Origin of the sequence: Streptomyces sp. yr375 (assembly GCF_900110755.1) — a bacterium.
Classification (GTDB): Bacteria; Actinomycetota; Actinomycetes; order Streptomycetales; family Streptomycetaceae; genus Streptomyces.
In genome coordinates, this window is record NZ_FOFF01000001.1 from 497,627 (window position 1) to 516,255 (window position 18,629).

Below are 18,629 nucleotides of genomic sequence, written 5' to 3' on the forward strand. Positions count from 1 at the left end.
TTGATGGCCGGATCTTCGCGCTCAGAAACGGTCCCGGAGCCCAAGAATGGGCACGCGCTCAAGACCACGAACCGGCGTACGACGGGGTGAAGGGACGGCAGTGATCCGGGTTCTTCTGGTGCATGACACGTGTCTGGTCAGATCGGTCCTCGCGCAGTGGCTGTCCCGGGAACCCGACCTGAGGGTGGACGACGTGCCGTGGCGCAGCGCGGCCGGCCGCGTCGGGACGGTGCGGCCGGACGTGTGCGCGGCGGATCTCGACTGCTCCGACACGTACGGCATCCCGCCCCTGGGCGACCTGTGCCCGCGCGGCGGACCGCCATCGCCGCGGCTGCTCGTCCTTGCCGGTGCGAACAGACCGGGCCTGCTGAAACGCGCCCTGGAGGCGGGCGCGCTCGGCTACGTCGACAAGGCGGGCAGTCCGGAACACCTGCTGCACGGCATCCGCAAGGTCGCCCAGGGGGAACGTTTCGTCAGTGAGTCCCTGGGCTTCGGTTTCCTCAAGGCCGCCGAGATGCCGCTGACCCGCCGGGAGCTCAGCGTGTTAACCCTCGCCGCCGAGGGCGCCTCCATCGCGGAGATCGCCGGGAGCCTGCACCTGTCCCACGGGACCGTGCGCAACTACATGGCGGCGATCACCCGCAAGACCGGCGCCCGCAACCGCGTCGACGCCATCCGCATCTCGCAGGGCCAGGGCTGGCTGTGAGCCGTCCCCGGCCGCACCGGCCTCGTCGGCTGCCCACTTTTCCCCGGCTGCCCAGCCGCCGACGAGATCGCGGTAGAGGGGCGAGCGCCGCACCAACTCGTCGTGCGTCCCGTACGCCGTACGCGGCCCGTCCATGACCAGCACCCGGCCCGCCCGCCGGGCCGAGCTGATGCGGTGGGCCACCACGACCAGGGTGCCGCCCGGCCGCGCCGCGAAGGCCCGCTCGGCGCGTGCCTCCGCCTCCGGGTCCAGGTGGCAGGTCGCCTCGTCGAGGAGGGCGAGCGGAGCGGACGACAGGTACGCGCGCGTGAGCGCGATCAACTGGCGCTCACCGGCCGACAGCGCCGCCGGGTCCACCGCGGCACCGGGTCCGCCCAGCGTGTCGAGCAGCGGGGCCAGCCCGACCGCCTCGGCCGCGGCGAGCAGTTCCTCCTCGGGGACGGGGTCCGGCCGCAGGTGCGCGAGGTTCTCGCCGAGGGTGCCGCCGAACACGTACGCCTCCTGCGGGATGAGCACGCGCTGCGCGGCGGCGGCCCCTCCCGGCACCGGCCGGCCGCAGATCCGTATCTCCCCGCGCCCCGGCACCAGCAGCCCGGCGACCAGCCCGGTCAACGTCGACTTCCCGACCCCGCTCGGGCCTACGACGGCCAGGTGGCCCCCGACGGGCAGGGCGAGCGTGAGGTCGTCGACGACGGGCGCGGAGGCGGGACCGTAGGCGAAGGTGAGGGACGTCAGGGAGAGGGCGGGCGGCGCGGAGAGCGCGGGGCTCGGCGGGGTCGCGGGGAAGGTGGGGACAGGGGGAGTGGGAGGGGGAGGGGGAGAGGGCGGATACCCGGACGTATTGCTCGGCCCCGTCGGCCCCGTCGGCACCATTGGGCCTGTCGGCCCGAACAGCTCGACCGGCTCGGTGCCTGGACGTGGTGCCGGTGTTCCGTCCGGGTCCCGGCGCCAGGCCGCCGCTGCCGCTGCCTCGCCCGGGCCGTCGGCCGGAAGGCAACCTGGCCGGCCCGCCCCTCCTGCCTCACCCGTCGCACCCGCATCGCCCCCCTCACCCGCATCGCTCGCCTCACCCCCCTCACCCCGCGGAGCAAGTCGTCGTAGGACGATCGTCAGGCGGGAGCCGCTGGTGCCCAGGCCGTGGATGAGGGCGGTCAGGGCTGGGAGGAGGGACTGGGTGAGGTAGGCGAAGGCGGCGACCAGGGCGCCGGGGGTGACGTCGTGGGCCAGGAGCCAGGGGGCGCCGGCGAGAAGCAGGACCAGCGGCAGGTGGCCGCCCAGCGCGAGGCAGGCCACGCGGGCCACGCCCCAGTGGGCCAGTGCGCGGGCCGCCCGCAGCTCGGCGTCGACGAGCGCGCCGGTGTCCGCGGCGACCCGGTCCTCCGCGCCCGCCGCCGTGACGTCCCGCAGCCCCGCACAGACGACGCGCAGGCTCCCCGCCAGCGCCTCGTCGGCGGCGAGGAACGCCTCCTGGCGCCGCGCCAGCGGACGCAGCGTCACCGCGAACAGGCCCACCCCGGCGGCCAGCGGCGGGGCGACGAGCAGGAGCAGCGGCGGCGCGAGCGAGCCCAGACCGATCAGCGCGCCCACGGACGTGAACACGAACGAGCGCGAGACCATCACCAGCCCCGCGAAGGCGTCCCGGGCGATCTCCACCTGCTGGGTGAGCCCCGACAACGCCTCGCCGTCCGCCTCCCGCACGCCCCGCTCCACCACCCGGGTGACGAGCCGGTCCCGGAGCGGTTCCACCAGCGCGGCGAGCGCCCCGTACACCCGTCCGGTGCCGTACGCCCCCACGAGCACTCCGAGTCCGGCCACCGCGAGCCACCCGAGCCCCACCCCGGCCCGTCCGGCGAGGAACCCGTCGTCCAGCGCCCGCGCCAGGGCGTAGCCGAGCAGGAAGCTCTGCCCGGTCTCCAGCACCGACCAGCCCGCGAGCCGCGCCACGACCCACCGGCGGTCGAGCAAGAAGCGCCCCCCGCGCCGCAGGCTACTCACGCCCCGCCCCCGCCGCCGCTCCGAACACCGCTCGGTACTCCGGGATTCGCCACAGTTCCCGGTGCGTTCCGAGCGCCCGTACGCGGCCCCCGTCCAGCCAGGCCACGGCGTCGGCGCGGGCGGCTGTCGTGGCGCGGTGGGCGACCAGCAGCCGGGTGCCGGGCGCGGGGCCGCCGAGGACGGCCTCGGTGATCTGGTGTTCCGTCACCGTGTCGAGGCTGGAGAGGGCGTCGTCCAGGACGAGGAGTCGGCCGCCGTGGGCGAACGCGCGGGCCAGGCCCAGGCGTTGGGCCTCGCCGCCGGAGTGCGGGGCGTGCGCGCAGGGGGTGGCGTAGCCGTCCGGGAGGCGGCGGACGAAGTCGTCGGCGCGGGCCGTGCGGGCGGCCTCGCGGACCCGGGCGGGGGAGGGGCGGGAGGCGTCGGGACCCAGGGCGATCGTGTCCTCGATGGTCGTGCCCAGCAGGGCGGGGCGGTCGAAGGCCTGGGCGATCGCCGCGCGCAGCTCGGCCCGGGAGAGGGCGGGCAGCGGGACGCCGTCCAGCAGCACCTGCCCGGCGTCCGGGTCGGCGAGCCGGCCCGCCAGCGCGGCCAGCAGCGACTTGCCCGCGCCCGAGCGGCCGACCAGGGCCAGCGTCGTCCCGCCCGGTACGACCAGGTCGACGCCGTCCAGCACCGCGCGCTCCCCGCGCCGGGCGGTCACCCCGCGCAGCTCCAGCCGTCCAGGGCCGTCCGGCGGGAGACGGCGGTCGCCGTGGACCGGAACGGGTTCGGTGCGGATCTCGCCCAGGCGGGCGGCGGCCGTCCGGGCCCGGACCAGCCCGGAGAGCTGTCCGACCAGCATGCCGACACCGGTGGCGAGGACCGCGTAGCGCGAGGCGGCGAGGACGTCGCCCGGCGACAGCCGGTGCCGGGTGAGCAGCAGCCCCGCCACGGCGACCACCCCGAGTTGCAGCAGCGGCGCGACCGCGACGGCCTGCGCGGCGGCCCGGCCCTGGACCCGCCACATGCGCAGGCCCGCCCGGGACAGCTCGGGCAGCGGCCGCAGGATCCGCGCCGTGTCCCGGTCCGCCGTCCCGGCCGCGCGGATCGTCCGGGCACCGCCGATCGCCTGCGCGAGCGCGGCGGCGATGCGCCCCTGCGCCCGCTGGTAGTCCGCCACGCACGCCGAGGTGTCCCGGGCGAGGGAGCGCAGCAGCACGGTCAGGGCCGGGGCGCCGGTCAGCAGGACGACCACGAGCCACGGGTCGATCAGGGCCAGCGCCACCACCGCGCCGACCGGTCCGGCGAGCGCGGCCAGGAGCGCGGCGCGGGCACCCGGCGCCGCGCCGGCCTGGGCGGCGTTGCCGACGACCCGCGCGACGAGGTCCCCGGCGCCGAAGCGGGCGGTGGCCCGTGGGCCGACGGCCAGGACATGGCCGGTGATCCGGCGGCGCAGGAAGGCGGTGGTCCGGGCGTCGAGGGTGGCGGCGAGGACGGTCTCGCAGGCGTCGAGCAGGGTCAGCAGCATCACGAGGGCCGCGCAGTACAGCACCCAGCGGGTCGGCGGGGCGTGGGCGAGCAGCAGGTCCAGGGCCCGGCCGAGGGCGGCGGGCAGCAGCAGTCCGGCGCCCGTCCCCGCCACGCCCACCAGACACAGCGCGACACAGCGCGCGCGACTGTGCCGGGCGGCGGCGCCGAGCAGCTCACCGGTCGTCCGGTCCGTCTTCGTCCGGTCCATCCGCATCCTGCTCCCGCACTTCGTGGTTTCCGGGCGCACTTCGTGGTTTCCCGGGCGGCCGGACTCCGGGCGGTCCCTCTCCCCCCTGAGGAGTGGACCGCCCGGAGCGTTCAGTACGGCGGAGAGATCAGAGACAGAGCAGAACGCTCGCCGCGCTGATGCAGGAGAGCAGGCTGACGGTGCTGTTGCCGCCGCCCCCGGTGTGCTCGTCGGATTCCATCGTCTGCAGGTCGAGCAGGGCCATGGTGTGTCCTTTCGTCGTTTTTCCGTGTTGTCCCGTGGGGACGGGGTTGCGTCACGACTCCGTCAGGTGTGGCGGAGCCGCGTCATGAGGGCCGCCGGTGCGGCGGCGGGAGGAACGGCAGGTGCGCGGTGGTGCCCGCGCCGTCCGGGTCGAGAGCGGCGGCGAGGGCGAGCAGACAGCCCGCCGTGCCGGTGCCGAGGTCCATGGACAGCCGCATCATCTGGTGTCCGGGGAAGGCGAGTTGGCCCTGATAGGGCATCGCGAACCAGCCCAGGGCGGCGATCTGTTCGGCGAGCCGGGCCGGTGTCGCGCCCGGCGCGGTGGTGCGGGCGAGGTGCAGGATCATCCCGGCGCGGCCCTGGAAGAGACCGGGCTGCGCGTAGAAGCGGGAGGTGGCGGCGATCAGGATGCCGGCCCGGGCCCGCTCGAACTCCCCGCCGGGGTCCGGGACATGGGCCAGGTGGTCGTCGAGGACCGCCCCGACCCCCACGCTCCCGTCCCCGAGATACGGCAGGGTCCGCCATCCCTCGTCGACCTCCAGCGAACCCCCGTCGCGCTCCACACAGGCCGCCAGGTCCTGGCGCAGCGCGACCCCCGCCGCCTCCAACAGCCCCTGCTCACCGGTCAGTTCGTACTGCCGGAGCAGGAACAGCGCGGGCCCGCTCGCTCCCCGCAGCAGCCCGGCCCGCCGCCGCGGCGCGTCCGGCACCGGTTCGGCGAGTCGGCGTACGACGATGTCGGCGGCCTCGGCGGCCCGCTCGCGCAGCTCCGACTCGCCGGTCCTGCGCGCCAGTTCGCCGAGGACGAGCCCCAGTCCGGCCAGACCCCCGTGCAGGCCGGAAGAGAGGTGCTGCCACCGCTCGCGCAGGATGCCGTCGACCAGGTCAAAGGCCCGCTGCCGGTACCCGAGCAGGTCCAGGACGTGGGCGACGCCCGCGAGGCCGTCGTACAGGCCGAGCGGGGTGCCCGTCGGGGCCGGGGCGGTGTGGTCGAGGAGCCAGCGCTCGCCCTCGTCGTAGCGCTCGGCGCCGGTCGCCGCCAGCGCGTACAGCACGCCGGCCGCGCCGTGCGCGAGACCGAGGCCGCCGCCGTCGGAGAACTGGGCGACGTCCCCCGGGAAGAGCCGGTCGTCGCGCTCCGGGCTCGCCGACGCGAGGATCGCCTTGACCATCGAGTCCCGGCTGTGCGGCCAGTCCCCGGGCTCCACCCGGAAGGCGGGCGCCGACGGGACGCGCGCACCCCGCACCGGCGGCCCGCCGTGGGCGGTGTCGCGGGTGATCTCCGCGACGGCGTCGTCCAGGAACTCCCGGGGCACGTCCGGGAATTGCCGCGCGATCACCTCGGCGAGATGGGCCGCCTTGCCCCGGTCGACCACGAACAGCGTGGTCACGGGCAGGAACAGGGCGAGCCGTAAGCACGCCAGGGCGTAGCGGTCGACGTCGACGCCCCGGCGGTCGGGCGGCGCGAAGAAGCCGGGGTGCGCGACGACCTGCCGGCCGTTCTCCTCGGCCGGGGCCGCCGCCTCGAAGTCGATCAGGTACACCGACTCCTCGTCGGGCGCGACCATGATGTTGAAGACATGCAGGTCGTTGAAGACGATCCCGCACGCGTGCACCTTCTCCACCGCCCGCTCCACCGCCCGGTGGACGCGCACCGCCCACGCCGTGTACGCGGCGACGGCCCCCGGGTCGGGGTCGGCGCACAGCAACGGGTGCCGTTCGGCGAAGAACGAGTTGAGCGGGCGTCCCGCCACGAAGTCCATGACGAGGAAGCGGTGGTCGCCGAGCAGGAACCAGTCCCGGACCTCGGGCACCACCCCGGTCCCCGCCACCGCCTCCAGCGCCCGCTTCTCCCGCTCCAGCCGGGTGATCGCGTCCGCCCCGTCGGAGGCCAGTCCCGCGTGCGGCCGCCCCTCCTTGAGGACCACCTGCCGCCCGTCCCGGGTGTCGGTGCCGGCGTACACCCCGCCGCCGTTGGAGAAGTGCAGCGCCTTCTCGATGCGGTACGGCAGTTCGCCCACCGTCGTCGTGTTGCGCGACGCGAGGTGCGGCTCCAGGAACGGGGGCAGCGTCACCCACTCCGGGACCTGGAAGGACGGGGCCCGCCGGTCCGGCACCAGGGTGCCCGCGCCGTCCTGCACCGCCGGCACGAGCGAGCCGCGCTCGTCGACGACGTACCGGCGCGCGAACGCGCCGTAGCGGACGTAGAGCGGGCCGTCGTGCCAGCGCAGGTCGGTCAGGATGTACGGGCCCTCGAAGCCCTCCAGCAGGGCGCCCAACTCGCGCAGCACCGTGTGCAGTTGCTCGTCGTCGGACGGGTAGACGGTGACGAACTTGCCGCTGGCGTCGCGGCCCGCGTACTTGGTGTTGCGCAGGTGCAGCAGGTGCGGGCCGGGCACGAACTTGAACGGGACGCGGCGCGGCACGCAGTAGTCCCACACGATCGCCGCGATCCGGTCCGCGTTCGCCCGGGTGGCCGAGGCGTGGATCTTCCAGCCCTGGGCCGGACCCGGGGCGGGGGAGCCGTCGGCGGCGAGCGGGGTGAGCGTCAGCCAGTCACCGGTGCGCGCCGAATCCCAGCCCTCGGGGACCGGCCGGCGCGCCGTGTCGAACAGCGGCGCGCCGCCGCCCGTGCCCATCCGGTCGGGCGTCTCGTAGAAGTGCGCGTCCGCCAGCGCGTACACCTCGTACCGCTTGTCCATGCGTCCCCCTCCTTGGCCCGGCCAAGAGACTCCCAAGCGGGCGAGGGGCGCGGACAGTCACGCCTGTCACGACATCAGTGTGCGAAACGCACGCGTAAAGACATGTTCGGCCCCTTTCGAGCACCTTCCTTCACGTCTTGCACACGATCTCCACTCGATCTCCATCCACCCCCTCCGACCTCCATGAAACCCGGCACCGGGGACTGCATGGGGGCTGCGCGGGGACCGCCTAGGCGCTCTAATTGCGGACGTGGTCAGTGAGGGTGCCGCGGAGCGCAGAACGGGACCTCTGTGTGTCGAAAACGCCCTCGAAGCGATCGCGGCCGATCCCGACTCACCCGAACGGGTGCGACGCACGCTCGAACAGGCCCTCGTCTTCGCGGGCGCGGCCCTCGCCGCCCTCTACACGCCCGGCGCGGACGGCGAGCCGCTCCGCCTCGTCGAGTCCGCAGGCGTCCCGAGAACGTTGTACGGGCTGCGCGACAGCTATCCGCTCGACGGCGACTCCCCGCCCGCCGCCGCCCACCGCACCGGCCGCCCGATATGGCTGGACCCGGCCGGCCTCACCGACCGCACGGAGTCCCCGCACACCCCACCCCGAAACGCCCACCTGGCCGCCCTGCCCCTGCCCAACACCCCCGGCGGCACCCTCCTCGCCCTCACGGAACACCCCAACGGCTTCACCCCCGACAACCGCACCTGCCTGACCCTCATCACCAAAGCCCTCGCACCCCCAGCCGGGGCTGTCCCGGCCCCGGCCGGCCCTACGTCGGCCGTCCCGGCCCAGGCTCTTCCGGCCCCGGCCGCCCCCACCCCGCACATCCCCGCCCCGCACACCCCCACCCCCCTCACCACCACCGGAGACCTGCGCCCCAGCGACTTCAAGCTGGTCCTGGATACCGGACGGGTCGAGGTCGGTGACGGGGTGTTGGAGTTGTTCGGGTTGGGTCGGGGGGAGTTCGACGGGCGGGTGGAGACGTTGCTCGGGGTTGCCGTTCCGGAGGATCTGCCGTCGCTGATGTCCGTCGTTGACGCCGGTGATCAGGTGAGTGGCGAACGCGAGCTGGAGTTCCGGGTGTTCAGGGGCGCCGGGCCGCCGCGGTGGCTCAGGCTGCGGGGTCGGCTGCGGCCCGGTGGCGACGGTCGTGCGGCGCGGCTCGTGGGCACCGTCGCCGATGTCTCCACCCTGCGCGACGAGGTCACCGACGTCGCCCGCGTCCAGCGGCTCGCCGCCGCGCTCGCCACCACCGGCACCGTCCGCGACGTAGGCCAGGCCGTCGTCGCCGCCCTGCGGGGGCCGCTGCGGGCCGACCGGATCGCGCTCGCCGAGCTGGAGAACGAACGGCTCGTGGTCACCGTCCTCGACCCGCCCGACCCCGAGTCGTGGCCCGCCCTGTGGCGGCAGGAGTGGCGCTCCGAGTGGCCCGACGCGCCCATGCGCACCATGCCCACCCTCGCCGCCGCCCTGCGCGAGGGCCGCGCCCGGATCTGGCCCGCCGGGGCCGCCCTGGAACCGGGCCTCGCCGAGGTCGGCCCCGGCGGCCTGGCCGTGCTGCCGCTGTCCGCCGGCGGCAGCACGGCCGGCGCCTGCCTCATCGGCTGGGACGCCCCGCACGACTTCGGCCCCGACGAACGCGCCCTGCTCACCGCCTCCGCCGGCCTCGCGGGCGAGGCCCTGACCCGGGCCCGCGCCTTCGACGCCGAGCACGAACTCGTCGGCATGCTGCAACGCCAGTTGCTTCCGCGCCGCCTGCCCCCGCTCGCCGGCGGGACCGCCGTCGCCCGCTACCTGCCCGCCACCGCGGGCCTCGAACTCGGCGGCGACTGGTACGACGTGATCCCGCTGTCCGACCACCACGTGGGCCTCGTCATCGGCGACGTCCAGGGACACAGCGCGGGCGCCGCCACCCTCATGGGCCAGATGCGCACGGCCCTGCGCGCCTACGCGACCGAGGGCCACCCGCCCGACGTGGTCGTCTCCCACGCCAACCGGCTCTTGCTGGAGCTGGAGACCGACCTCTTCGTGACCTGCTGCTACGTCGACGTCGACATGGAGGAGGGCACCGCCTGGTGCGTACGGGCCGGGCACCCGCCGCCCGTCCTGCGGCACCCGGACGGCTCCACCGTCATCGCCGAGACCGACGGCGGCCCGCCCCTCGGCGTCGTGCCGCGGGCCGAGTTCCCGATGACCCCGCTGCGACTGCCGCCCGGCACCGTCATCGCCCTGACCACGGACGGGCTCGTCGAGTCCGCCGAACTGGACATCGACACCGGCCTCGCCCGGCTCGCCCACGGCCTGTCCGGCGCCGACCCCGCCCACCTCGGCCTCGTCGCCGACGCCCTGCTCGCCGGCGCCCACCGCGGCGACGACGTCGCCCTGCTCCTCATGCGCTACGACGGCATGGCCGTCACCCCGCTCCGCGAGGGCTGGACGGTGTGGCGGGTGCCCGAGGCGTCCCGGCACGCCCGCCGCTTCACCCGGCGCACACTGCGCGCCTGGGGCGTCCCCGACACCGCGATGGACGCCGCCCTGCTCGTCGTCTCCGAACTCGTCACCAACGCCCTGACGCACACCGACGGCCGGGTCCGCCTCGACCTCACCCTGATCGAGCGACGGCTGCGCGTCGTCGTCACCGACGCCTCGCCCCGCAGCCCCGTCAAACCGGCCGCGGTCGGCTGGCAGTCCACCGGCGGGCGCGGCATCCTCCTCGTCGAGGCGGTGTCCGCCGCGTGGGGGACGGTGCCGGTCAGCGGCGGCAAGCAGGTGTGGGGCGAGCTTCTGCTGCCGACGCAGTCGGCGCACTGAGCCAAGGCCGGCCAGAGGTGGCCGCGGACGCCGAATTCCCGCGGGCCGTCTTTCCTCGGGCCGTCCCCCGGCCGAGCGCCCCGGGCGACGGTGCCGGTCAGCGGTGGCAAGCAGGTGTGGGGCGAACTGCTGCTCGCGCACTGACCCGGCCCGAGCCCGGCCATCAGGTGGCCGGGGGCCGTCACTTTCCCCGGGCCGTGACCCGGCCGAGCGCCCGGTACATGGCGCGGCGCAGCCCGTGGGCCAGGTGCCGGGCGCCGCCGGGCTGCGGCGCGGGCACCACCACGACGCCGTCCGGGGCGAGGTGCAGGGCGAACGGCAGCGGGTGGAAGCGGGCCCCGTCCGTGTCCGGGGTGAGGCACACCGTCGCCAGCCAGGTCCGGCCCGCCGGTCCGGTGTCCGGCAGGGCGGCCGTCAGCCGGCCGCCCGGCGACAGCGTCCCGAAGACCTCGCGCAGGTCGCCTGACCTGGCCCCGGCCAGCCGAAGCAGCACGGAGGTCGCCTCGGGCACGTAGAGCGGAAGGATCACGCCGAGACGGTCCTCGGCGACGGTGACGTCCCCGGCCGACACCCGGCCCAGGCCGAGCCGCTTGCTCGCGTGGCCGACGTCCAGCGCGAGACTCGCGTGCCGGTCGGTCCAGTACGGCAGCACCACCCGGCCCGCGACGACCCCGGCGGCCGGGGCGGGCCGGCCGTGGTGGCGGGGCGCCGGGCCCAGCCGCAGCTCCTTCGTCCAGCCGCCCAGGCCCACCCGCACCCACACGTCCCACAGGCCCTCGCCCGGCGGGCCGCCGCTCACCGCGGTGGCGGGATCCACGGTGGCCGTCGCCCGCAGCACGAGCCGTACCCGGCTGCCGTCACCGGCCGGCACCGTCTCCCGCACCACCTCGGCCGGCTGGAAGTACTGCGCGGAACTGGTCCGCTCCCGCAGCAGCAGGTCGGGCACGGTCCGGTCGAACCGGTCCACGGTGTCCGTGCCCAGCCAGCGCACCGCCTCCGCCATGTCCCGCGGCGGCCACTGCGGAGTGCCCCCGGCCGACGGGAAGGTCATCGGCCCGCCGTCGTGCGTGAGTTCGGCGGCGAACGCGATCCGCAGCACGCCGTCCTGCCATACGACGCCCTCCGGGTCGACGGCGAGCCCGACGCCCGCCTCCCACTCGGCGAACGCGACGACGTCGTCGTACCGCCCGTCGGCGACCAGCGCTGCCACGACCCGCTGGGAGGGCTGCAACGCAGCCGCCACCCCCGGCCCGAACCGCTCGACGACGACCGTGTGGATCTCCTCGAACAGCTCCCTGCGATAGTCCTCCGGCAGGTCGAGGAAGCGCCGGCCGCGCAGCCGCTCGACCATCTCCACCCGCAGCCACCGCCGGAACAGCCCGTCGCGCAGTGGCCCCGGCCCGGTGTACCGCTCGACGACGTCGAGGGCCTCCCGGAGGTTCTTGAAGTACTCTGCCGGCTCGAACCGCCGCAGGCTGATGTTCGAGGAGTCGTCCCGCCGCACGTGGTAGTAGCAGACGTAGTCGGCGAGCACGGAGACGTTGCCGGCCCGCAGATAGGCCTCGGTGACGAAGACGTGGTCCTCCAGCCGCCGCCGCCCCTCGGGGAAGCGCAGGCCGATGCGGTCCAGGAACGCCCGGCGGACCATCTTGTGCGGGGTGAGACTGTCGATGAGCGGCGCGTTCGCGACCCCGGCGCGCGGGCGGTTCGCGCGAAACAGCTCCACCGGCACCGCGCGCCCCTTCCCGGCCATCTTGCCGACGACGACGTCCGCGTCGTTCTCGACGCCGTAGGCGTACATCCGCTCCAGCGCCTCGTCGCCGAGATGGTCGTCGTCGTCGACGAACATGACGTACTCGCCCCGGGAGGCGTCGATGCCGACGTTGCGGGGCTTGCCCGCCCAGCCGGAGTTCTCCTGGTGGATGACACGGACCCGGGAGTCCTCGGCGGCCAGCGCGTCCAGGCGGGCCGGGGTGGCGTCGGTGGAGCCGTCGTCGACGAAGATCACCTCGTACTCGTCCGGCGGGAGCGACTGCCGCAGCAGCGAGGCGACGCAGTCCTCGATGAACGAACCGGGGTTGTGGACGGGGACGATGACGCTGACCTTGACCGGCATCGGGCTCCTGGCCCCCTTGCTGGATCTCGCGGAATCTCGCTGGATCGTGCTGGACACCCTGCCCCGCCCGCCCCGTGCGGGGGCGGCGGCGGGCGCGTGTGGCCCGATGCTAACCCCGCCACCGACGCCCGACCTGTCCCGGTTCGCCCGAGTCGGTGATCTCGTAGGCTGACGCCGTGCACCTCCTGCTGATGTCGGACACCCACCTGCCCCAGCGTGCCAGGGCGCTCCCCGCCCCGCTGCTCGACGAGCTCCCGCACGCGGACGTCGTCATCCACGCCGGGGACTGGGTCGACACCGCCACCCTCGACCTGCTGGCGAGCCGCAGCCGCCGCCTCGTCGGCGTGTACGGCAACAACGACGGTCCCGACCTGCGCGCCCGCCTGCCCGAGGTGGCGTACGCCGAGCTGGGCGGACTGCGGTTCGGCGTCGTCCACGAGACGGGCCCCGCGCAGGGCCGCGAGGCCCGCTGCGCCGCCCGCTTCCCTGACCTGGACGTGCTGGTCTTCGGCCACAGCCACATCCCCTGGGACACCACCGCCCCCGGCGGACCACGCCTGCTCAACCCGGGCTCCCCGACCGACCGGCGCCGCCAGCCGCACCGCACCTACCTGACGGCCACCGCGTCCGACGGCCGCCTCACGGACGTCGTCCTGCACCGGCTGCCACCACGCTGAACGACGTGGCGTATACGGAGGGGGCAGAGAACCGGGCCGCTTCCGGCCGACACGGTCGGAGGCGGCCCGGAACTTGCGAGTGTGCTTTGCCTCAACGTGCCTCCTTCCTTCGTGAGACGAAGGGAAGGACATGCATGCCTGTCCGTACCGGGCGCGTACCCCGCTGGGCGCGTCCCACACCTCCTCACGCTCACGCGCCGGGCTCCCGCTCCCGCCGGTGGATCGCCCCGGCCGTCGCCGTCAGCGGAGCGCCGCTGCCGCCCCACCGCAGCGCGACGATCTCGGCGGCCACCGACACGGCCACCTCCTCGGGCGTACGGGCCCCCAGGTCCAGCCCGACCGGTGAGCGCAGCCGGGTCAGCTCACGGTCGGTGAGCCCGGCCTCGACCAGGCGCGCACGGCGTTCGTCATGGGTACGGCGGCTGCCCATCGCCCCGATGTAGGCGGCCGGCCGGCGCAGCGCCACCGCCAGCAGCGGCACGTCGAACTTCGGGTCGTGGGTCAGCACGCAGATCACCGTGCGCCCGTCGGTGTCCGTGCCGCTCAGATACCGGTGCGGCCAGTCCACGACGACCTCCACGCCCGGCGGGAACCGCTTCGCCGTGGCGAACAGCGGGCGGGCGTCGCACACCGTGACCCGGTAGCCGAGGAAGTCGCCGATCCGGGCCACGGCCGCCGCGTAGTCGATCGCGCCGAACACCAGCATGCGCGGCGGCGGCGCGAAGGAGTGCAGGAACACCGAGACGGCGTCCTCGCGGCGCTGGCCGCGCGGCCCGTAGTGCCGTACGCCGGTGACGCCGAGGGCGAGCTCACCGCGCGCGTCGGCGGTGACCGCCGCGTCCAGACCGGCCGTGCCCAGCGTGCCCGAGGTGCGCTCCGGCCAGACCGCCAGGGTGGCCCCGCGCGGCGCGGGGCCGTCGGTGACCGTGGCCACCGTGACCGGCTCGCGCGCGGCGACCGACCGGGCCACCGCCCCGAACGACGGGTCGAGACCGGGCGTGACCGCCCGCACGAGCACCGTGATCTCGCCGCCGCAGGTCAGCCCCACGGCGAAGGCGTCCTCGGCGCTGTAGCCGAAGGTCGCGAGCCGGGCCGCCCGGTCGGCCACGACCTCCCGGGCCAGCTCGAACACCGCGCCCTCCACACACCCCCCGGACACACTGCCCACGACCTCGTCACCGGGCCCCACCGCCATCGCGGCCCCGGGATCACGCGGCGCACTGCGACTGACGGCGACCACGGTGGCCAGCCCGAACGGCACACCGGCCGCGTACCACCCGTCCAGCACCGGCAGAATCTCGCGCATGTTCGCACGCTAATCCGATACCGCCCGCCCCGCCGTTCCGCCGCCGGCCGCGCTGCGCCGCCCGGCGTGGCACGGAAGGGGCCGGATGGCCAACTGGGCGGACAGATACCGAACTTACTCGTGGGTCAGAAAGTATTGACGGTGTCCGGAAAGCATCGGACTGTAGTGGACATGACGAAAATTCGGGCACGTCTGCTCGCTGTCCTGGTGGTCCTGTGCGGCCTCTGTGGCTTCCTGACGGTGGCGGGCTCCCCGACCGCCACCGCGGCCGCCACGCTCCCCGGTTCCCTCCCCTTCGACGGGACGGCGCTCACGGTGTCCGGCGGCCGCTTCGTCGACGGCACCGGCCGCGAGGTCGTGCTGCGCGGCTACAACGTCTCCGGCGAGACCAAACTCGCGGAGAACAACGGCCTGCCCTTCGCCTCGGTCGCCGACGCCAAGAAGTCTGCGACGGCGCTGCGCGCCCTCGGTGGCGGCAACTCCGTCCGCTTCCTGCTCTCCTGGGCCTACGCCGAACCGGTGCGCGGCCAGGTCGACACCGCCTACCTGGCCGGCGTCACCGACCAGATCCGCGCCTTCCTCGACGCCGGGATCCGCGTCTACCCCGACTTCCACCAGGACCTCTACTCCCGCCACCTGTTCAACACGGGAAGCTGGTACACCGGCGACGGCGCCCCCAAGTGGGCGGTGGACCTGGGCGGTTACCCCACCGAATCCTGCGGCATCTGCTTCCTCTGGGGCCAGAACATCACCCAGAACAACGCCGTGAAGGCCGGCCAGTACGACTTCTGGCACAACGCCTACGGCGTCCAGGACAACTTCCTCGCCACCGCCCAGCAGACCATGGCGTACGTCAAACAGCACCTGACCGACGAGGAGTTCGCGGGCATCGTCGGCTTCGACCCCTACAACGAGCCGTACGCCGGCACCTACACCTCCAGGCAGACCAGCCGCACCTGGGAACGCGACCTGCTGTGGCCCTTCTACGTCAAGTTCCGGGCCAGGATGGACGCGGCGGGCTGGCAGGACAAGCCCGCCTTCGTCGAGCCGAACATGTTCTGGAACGGCAACGTCTCCCAGCAGGAGGGCGGCCTCCTCGACGTCGGCACACTCGGCTCCCGCTACGTCTTCAACACCCACTTCTACGACCAGAAGGCCATCTCCGGCGTCCTGATGTGGGGCAAGGCCGAGAACGGCCAGTACGTCACCGACTTCGGCACCGTCCGCGACCGCGCGTCGGCGACCGGGACGGCGGCGATCGTCAGCGAGTTCGGCCACCCGCTGTCCGGCACGGTCTCCGACAAGGCGCCGACCGTCCTGAAGGGCATGTACCAGGCCCTCGACTCCCGTGTGAAGGGCGTCAGTTGGTGGACCAGTCCCACCAACTCCGGTTCGGTCCTGTCCGGTTCGCAGTGGCAGTGGGACATCTACAACGGCCGCCACCACGAACTGATGAACGACAACCCCGACAAGGTGCTCACCGCAGGCGACGCCTGGAACGACGAGGACCTCTCCGCCGTACGCCTCGACGACAGCGGCACGGTGACACTCCGTCAGGACGCCCGGCTGCTCGACCGGATCTACCCGAGCGCCACCTCCGGCACGACCGTCGCCTTCACCTACGAGGACCGCTCCCGCGACGGCTCCACCACCCTCACCTGGAACCCGGTCCCCAGCTCCCTGCCCAACACGGCCCAACTCGTCGGCTCCGGCCAGTACGGGCTGCTGGTGTGGCGCTCGAACGGCGGCGCCGCACCCACCGAACTGCACCTGCCCGCCTCCTTCCCGACGGCCACCACCACGGTCGTCTCCGACCTCGGCACCGTGTACGGCCCGCCCGCCTACACGACCACCACGAAGATCGCCGCGGCCGTCGAACCGGGCGGCACGGGCAGCCGACGCCTTCTCCTCAGCACCGCCGACTCGGGCACCCTGCACTACGCCCTCGTCACCAACGGGGCCACCGCCCCCACCGCGACCCTGCTGACCGCCGCCCGCACGGAACTCTCCGCCTGGGTCGCGCAGCAGGTGGGCTGACCAAGGCCGTTGCGCCATCGGCCGGTTGATGGATCGTCAGCTACCGAACGTCAGCTACCGTCGTCCTCGGGGGAGCGCACGGAGCGACGAGGAGGGGCAGTGGCGGGCAGGTTCAGGACGCCGACCGGCCGGTACGGCGGCAAGACCGCCGAACAGCGCAAGGCAGAGCGGCGCGAGAGGTTTCTCGACGCCGCGCTGCGGCTGTTCGGCGGCCCGCCCGGCTACCGCGGCACCACGGTCGCCTCCCTCAGCGAGGCGGCCGGTCTGTCGACCCGCCAGTTCTACGAGGAGTTCCGCACCCTCGAAGACGTCCTCGCGGCGCTGCACCTCCAGGTCAACGACCGGGCCGAGGAAGCGGTCGGGGCCGCCCTGGCCGCCGCGCGGGACCTGCCGCTCGCCGAGCGCGTCACCGCGATCTTCCGCGCCTACGCGGGCGACGTCACGGCCGACCCGTGCCGCATCCGGATCACCTTCGTCGAGATCGTCGGCGTCAGCCCCCGGCTGGAGGAACAGCGCCTGGCCCGCCGCGCCCACTGGGTCGACCTCATCTGCGCCGAGGCGACGGCGGCCGCCGCCCGCGGCGATGCGGCCCCCCGCGACTACCGCCTCGCGGCAGCGGCCTTCATCGGCAGCGTCAACGGCCTCCTCCACGACTGGAGCGCCGGATGGGTGGACGCGACCCTCGACGAGGTGGTCGACGAACTCGTCCGCCACCTGCTGGGCATCCTCCGACCGCAGGGATGGCTGCCCGAGGCGGCCTAAAGCCTGTCGTGTTTGTTCTTGCCGGGCCGGTCGGACGACAGCCGGGCCACCGCCGCCACCACCCGCTCCACGCCGTTCTCCCCGCGCACCCGGGCCCCCAACTCCCGTGCCCGCTCGCGGTGTTCGGGATCGCGGGTGGCGCGGACGAGGGCGGCGGTCAGGGTGTCGGCGGTGAGGTGGCGCAGCGGGAGCGTCCTCGGGGCCACGCCGAGGGCGACCAGCCGGTCGGCCCAGAACGTCTCGTCGAACTGGATCGGCACCGGCACGGCGGGCACCCCGGCCCGGACCCCGGCCGCCGTGGTGCCCGCGCCGCAGTGGTGGACCACCGCGGCCGTCTCCGGGAAGAGCAGCGAGTGCGGCACGTCGTCGACGGTCAGCATGTCGTCGCCGTCGGCCGCGAGGCCCGCCCAGCCGCGCTGGATCACCCCGCGCAGCCCCGCCCGCCGCAGGGCCCGCACGATCTCGGCGCTGAGCCGCCGCGGGTCGGGCACCGTCGCGCTGCCCAGACCGACGAAGACCGGCGGCTCCCCGGCGTCGAGGAACTCCCGCACGGCGGCCGGGAGTCGGGTCTCACGGTCGTACGGCCACCAGTACCCGGTGACATCCAGTTCCGGGCGCCAGTCCCGGGGCCGGGGCACCACCAGCGGGCTGAAGCCGTGCAGGACCGGCCAGCCGCGCCGCTCCCGGTCCCGCGCCCGCAGCCCGGCGGCGCGGCGTACGGCGGGCAGCCCCAGCCGGGCCCGCACCGTCGGCAGGACGGGGGCGAAGATCTGCTCGAAAGCCACGCCGACACCGTGCCCGGCGAGCCGGTTGCCGACCGCTCCCCACGAACCGCCGCCCAGCAACGGCGGCCCGAACTCCCTTGTCGGGGCGACGGGTTGGAGATAGAGCCCGAGGCTCGGCAGGGCCAGGCCCTCGGCGATGGCGTGCCCCAGCGGCGCAACCGACGCGGACAGCAGCAGCACGTCGCTCTCCTGGGCGGCGGTCAGCAGGTCGTCGGTCATCCGCCCGACCAGCGCCCGCGCCATCCGCGCCACCCGCAGCAGTTTGCCCGGCCCGGTGGTGCTGCGGTGCAGCCCCTGACCCCGCTCGGACTCCAGCTCGGCCCGCGGATCCAGCGGCAGCGCGTGGAAGCCGACCCCCGAGCCCGTCACCAGCGGCGCGAACCGCGCATGCGTGACCAGGGTGACCTCGTGTCCCGCGCGCACCAGACCGGCGCCCAGTCCTGTGAAGGGGGCGACGTCGCCCCGGGATCCCGCCGTCATGATCGCCACTCGCACGACGCACAGTATGGCGGTGCGGAGCCGCTCGGTGGGTGAATGACCGTACGAAAACGGCCACTTCACTTCGAGTGGCGACGGCGGGCGCGTGCCGCTCGCAGCGCCGCCCGGACCAGGGCGGCGGACACCCGTCCGCCCGCCGCGAGCGCCGGTGCCGGCGACCGGGAGCGGGCCGGCCGCGACCGTACCGGCCGCACCCCCGCCCGCACCGAGAAGGCCCAGGTCAGCCGGGAGGTGACCTGGACCCCGGCGGTCCTCCTCCCTACTCGTCCCATGCCCGGC

Annotated in this window: 12 protein-coding genes and 1 pseudogene; 5 read left to right on the forward strand and 8 right to left on the reverse strand. The window is 74.6% G+C overall.

The window, feature by feature from the left end:
* Positions 1–46 precede the first annotated feature (46 nt).
* Positions 47–622: pseudogene (locus tag BMZ82_RS01980) on the forward strand (LuxR C-terminal-related transcriptional regulator); the annotation flags it as partial.
* On the opposite strand, the gene BMZ82_RS42605 reads toward BMZ82_RS01980, so the two are convergent.
* The 4 genes from BMZ82_RS42605 to lanKC all read right to left on the reverse strand — a co-directional run bounded on the left by BMZ82_RS42605 (position 545) and on the right by lanKC (position 7,363).
* Positions 545–2,671, reverse strand: a complete 2,127-nt coding sequence (locus BMZ82_RS42605; protein ID WP_371270897.1) for an ATP-binding cassette domain-containing protein — start codon at positions 2,669–2,671, stop codon at positions 545–547. The pseudogene BMZ82_RS01980 and the gene BMZ82_RS42605 sit on opposite strands and share 78 nt — an antisense overlap.
* A gap of 22 nt (positions 2,672–2,693) precedes the next feature.
* Positions 2,694–4,418, reverse strand: a complete 1,725-nt coding sequence (locus BMZ82_RS01990; protein ID WP_256251708.1) for an ABC transporter ATP-binding protein — start codon at positions 4,416–4,418, stop codon at positions 2,694–2,696.
* 127 nt (positions 4,419–4,545) lie between these two features.
* Positions 4,546–4,662: a SapB/AmfS family lanthipeptide gene (locus BMZ82_RS01995; protein ID WP_054233519.1), complete on the reverse strand. Its 117-nt coding sequence runs from the start codon at positions 4,660–4,662 to the stop codon at positions 4,546–4,548.
* Between the two features lie 82 nt (positions 4,663–4,744).
* Positions 4,745–7,363, reverse strand: a complete 2,619-nt coding sequence (gene lanKC, locus BMZ82_RS02000) for a class III lanthionine synthetase LanKC (RefSeq protein ID WP_093770903.1) — start codon at positions 7,361–7,363, stop codon at positions 4,745–4,747.
* A 250-nt stretch (positions 7,364–7,613) separates the two neighbouring features.
* Here lanKC and BMZ82_RS02005 point away from each other — a divergent pair, with 250 nt between their 5' ends.
* Positions 7,614–10,169 carry a SpoIIE family protein phosphatase gene (locus BMZ82_RS02005; protein ID WP_177244336.1) on the forward strand — a complete coding sequence of 852 codons (2,556 nt, stop codon included), beginning with the start codon at positions 7,614–7,616 and terminating at the stop codon, positions 10,167–10,169.
* 181 nt (positions 10,170–10,350) lie between these two features.
* Here BMZ82_RS02005 and BMZ82_RS02010 read toward each other — a convergent pair whose 3' ends face one another.
* Complete coding sequence (locus BMZ82_RS02010; protein ID WP_093770907.1) at positions 10,351–12,285, reverse strand: glycosyltransferase family 2 protein; 1,935 nt, start codon at positions 12,283–12,285, stop codon at positions 10,351–10,353.
* A gap of 176 nt (positions 12,286–12,461) precedes the next feature.
* On the opposite strand from BMZ82_RS02010, the gene BMZ82_RS02015 reads away from it, so the two are divergent.
* Entirely contained in the window at positions 12,462–12,962 is a 501-nt protein-coding gene (locus BMZ82_RS02015; RefSeq protein WP_093770909.1) for a metallophosphoesterase family protein, read from the forward strand.
* A 190-nt stretch (positions 12,963–13,152) separates the two neighbouring features.
* On the opposite strand, the gene BMZ82_RS02020 is transcribed toward BMZ82_RS02015, so the two are convergent.
* A complete protein-coding gene (locus BMZ82_RS02020) occupies positions 13,153–14,268 on the reverse strand; it encodes an XdhC family protein (protein WP_093770911.1) in 1,116 nt (371 codons plus the stop codon).
* Positions 14,269–14,439: 171 nt separating this feature from the next.
* On the opposite strand from BMZ82_RS02020, the gene BMZ82_RS02025 reads away from it, so the two are divergent.
* Positions 14,440–16,305, forward strand: a complete 1,866-nt coding sequence (locus tag BMZ82_RS02025; protein ID WP_093771135.1) for a cellulase family glycosylhydrolase — start codon at positions 14,440–14,442, stop codon at positions 16,303–16,305.
* Positions 16,306–16,404: 99 nt separating this feature from the next.
* Positions 16,405–17,067 carry a TetR/AcrR family transcriptional regulator gene (locus BMZ82_RS02030; protein WP_093770912.1) on the forward strand — a complete coding sequence of 221 codons (663 nt, stop codon included), beginning with the start codon at positions 16,405–16,407 and terminating at the stop codon, positions 17,065–17,067.
* Here the strand turns inward: BMZ82_RS02030 and BMZ82_RS02035 are convergent.
* Positions 17,064–18,332: a glycosyltransferase gene (locus BMZ82_RS02035; RefSeq protein WP_093771137.1), complete on the reverse strand. Its 1,269-nt coding sequence runs from the start codon at positions 18,330–18,332 to the stop codon at positions 17,064–17,066. The two genes, BMZ82_RS02030 and BMZ82_RS02035, sit on opposite strands and share 4 nt — an antisense overlap.
* A 77-nt stretch (positions 18,333–18,409) precedes the next feature.
* The gene (locus BMZ82_RS40535) at positions 18,410–18,622 is read right to left on the reverse strand and encodes a hypothetical protein (RefSeq protein ID WP_177244337.1); all 213 of its coding nucleotides are present in this window, start codon (positions 18,620–18,622) and stop codon (positions 18,410–18,412) included.
* Positions 18,623–18,629: the final 7 nt, after the last annotated feature.

Excerpts from the sequence above, each read along its gene's own strand:
- BMZ82_RS01995 (WP_054233519.1), bottom strand. The coding sequence starts at position 4,662 with ATGGCCCTGCTCGACCTGCAGACGATGGAATCCGACGAGCACACCGGG.
- lanKC (WP_093770903.1), bottom strand. The coding sequence starts at position 7,363 with ATGGACAAGCGGTACGAGGTGTACGCGCTGGCGGACGCGCACTTCTAC.
- BMZ82_RS02010 (WP_093770907.1), bottom strand. The coding sequence starts at position 12,285 with ATGCCGGTCAAGGTCAGCGTCATCGTCCCCGTCCACAACCCCGGTTCG.
- BMZ82_RS02020 (WP_093770911.1), bottom strand. The coding sequence starts at position 14,268 with ATGCGCGAGATTCTGCCGGTGCTGGACGGGTGGTACGCGGCCGGTGTG.
- BMZ82_RS02035 (WP_093771137.1), bottom strand. The coding sequence starts at position 18,332 with ATGACGGCGGGATCCCGGGGCGACGTCGCCCCCTTCACAGGACTGGGC.
- BMZ82_RS40535 (WP_177244337.1), bottom strand. The coding sequence starts at position 18,622 with ATGGGACGAGTAGGGAGGAGGACCGCCGGGGTCCAGGTCACCTCCCGG.
- BMZ82_RS01990 (WP_256251708.1), bottom strand. The coding sequence starts at position 4,418 with ATGGACCGGACGAAGACGGACCGGACGACCGGTGAGCTGCTCGGCGCC.
- BMZ82_RS02025 (WP_093771135.1), top strand. The coding sequence starts at position 14,440 with ATGACGAAAATTCGGGCACGTCTGCTCGCTGTCCTGGTGGTCCTGTGC.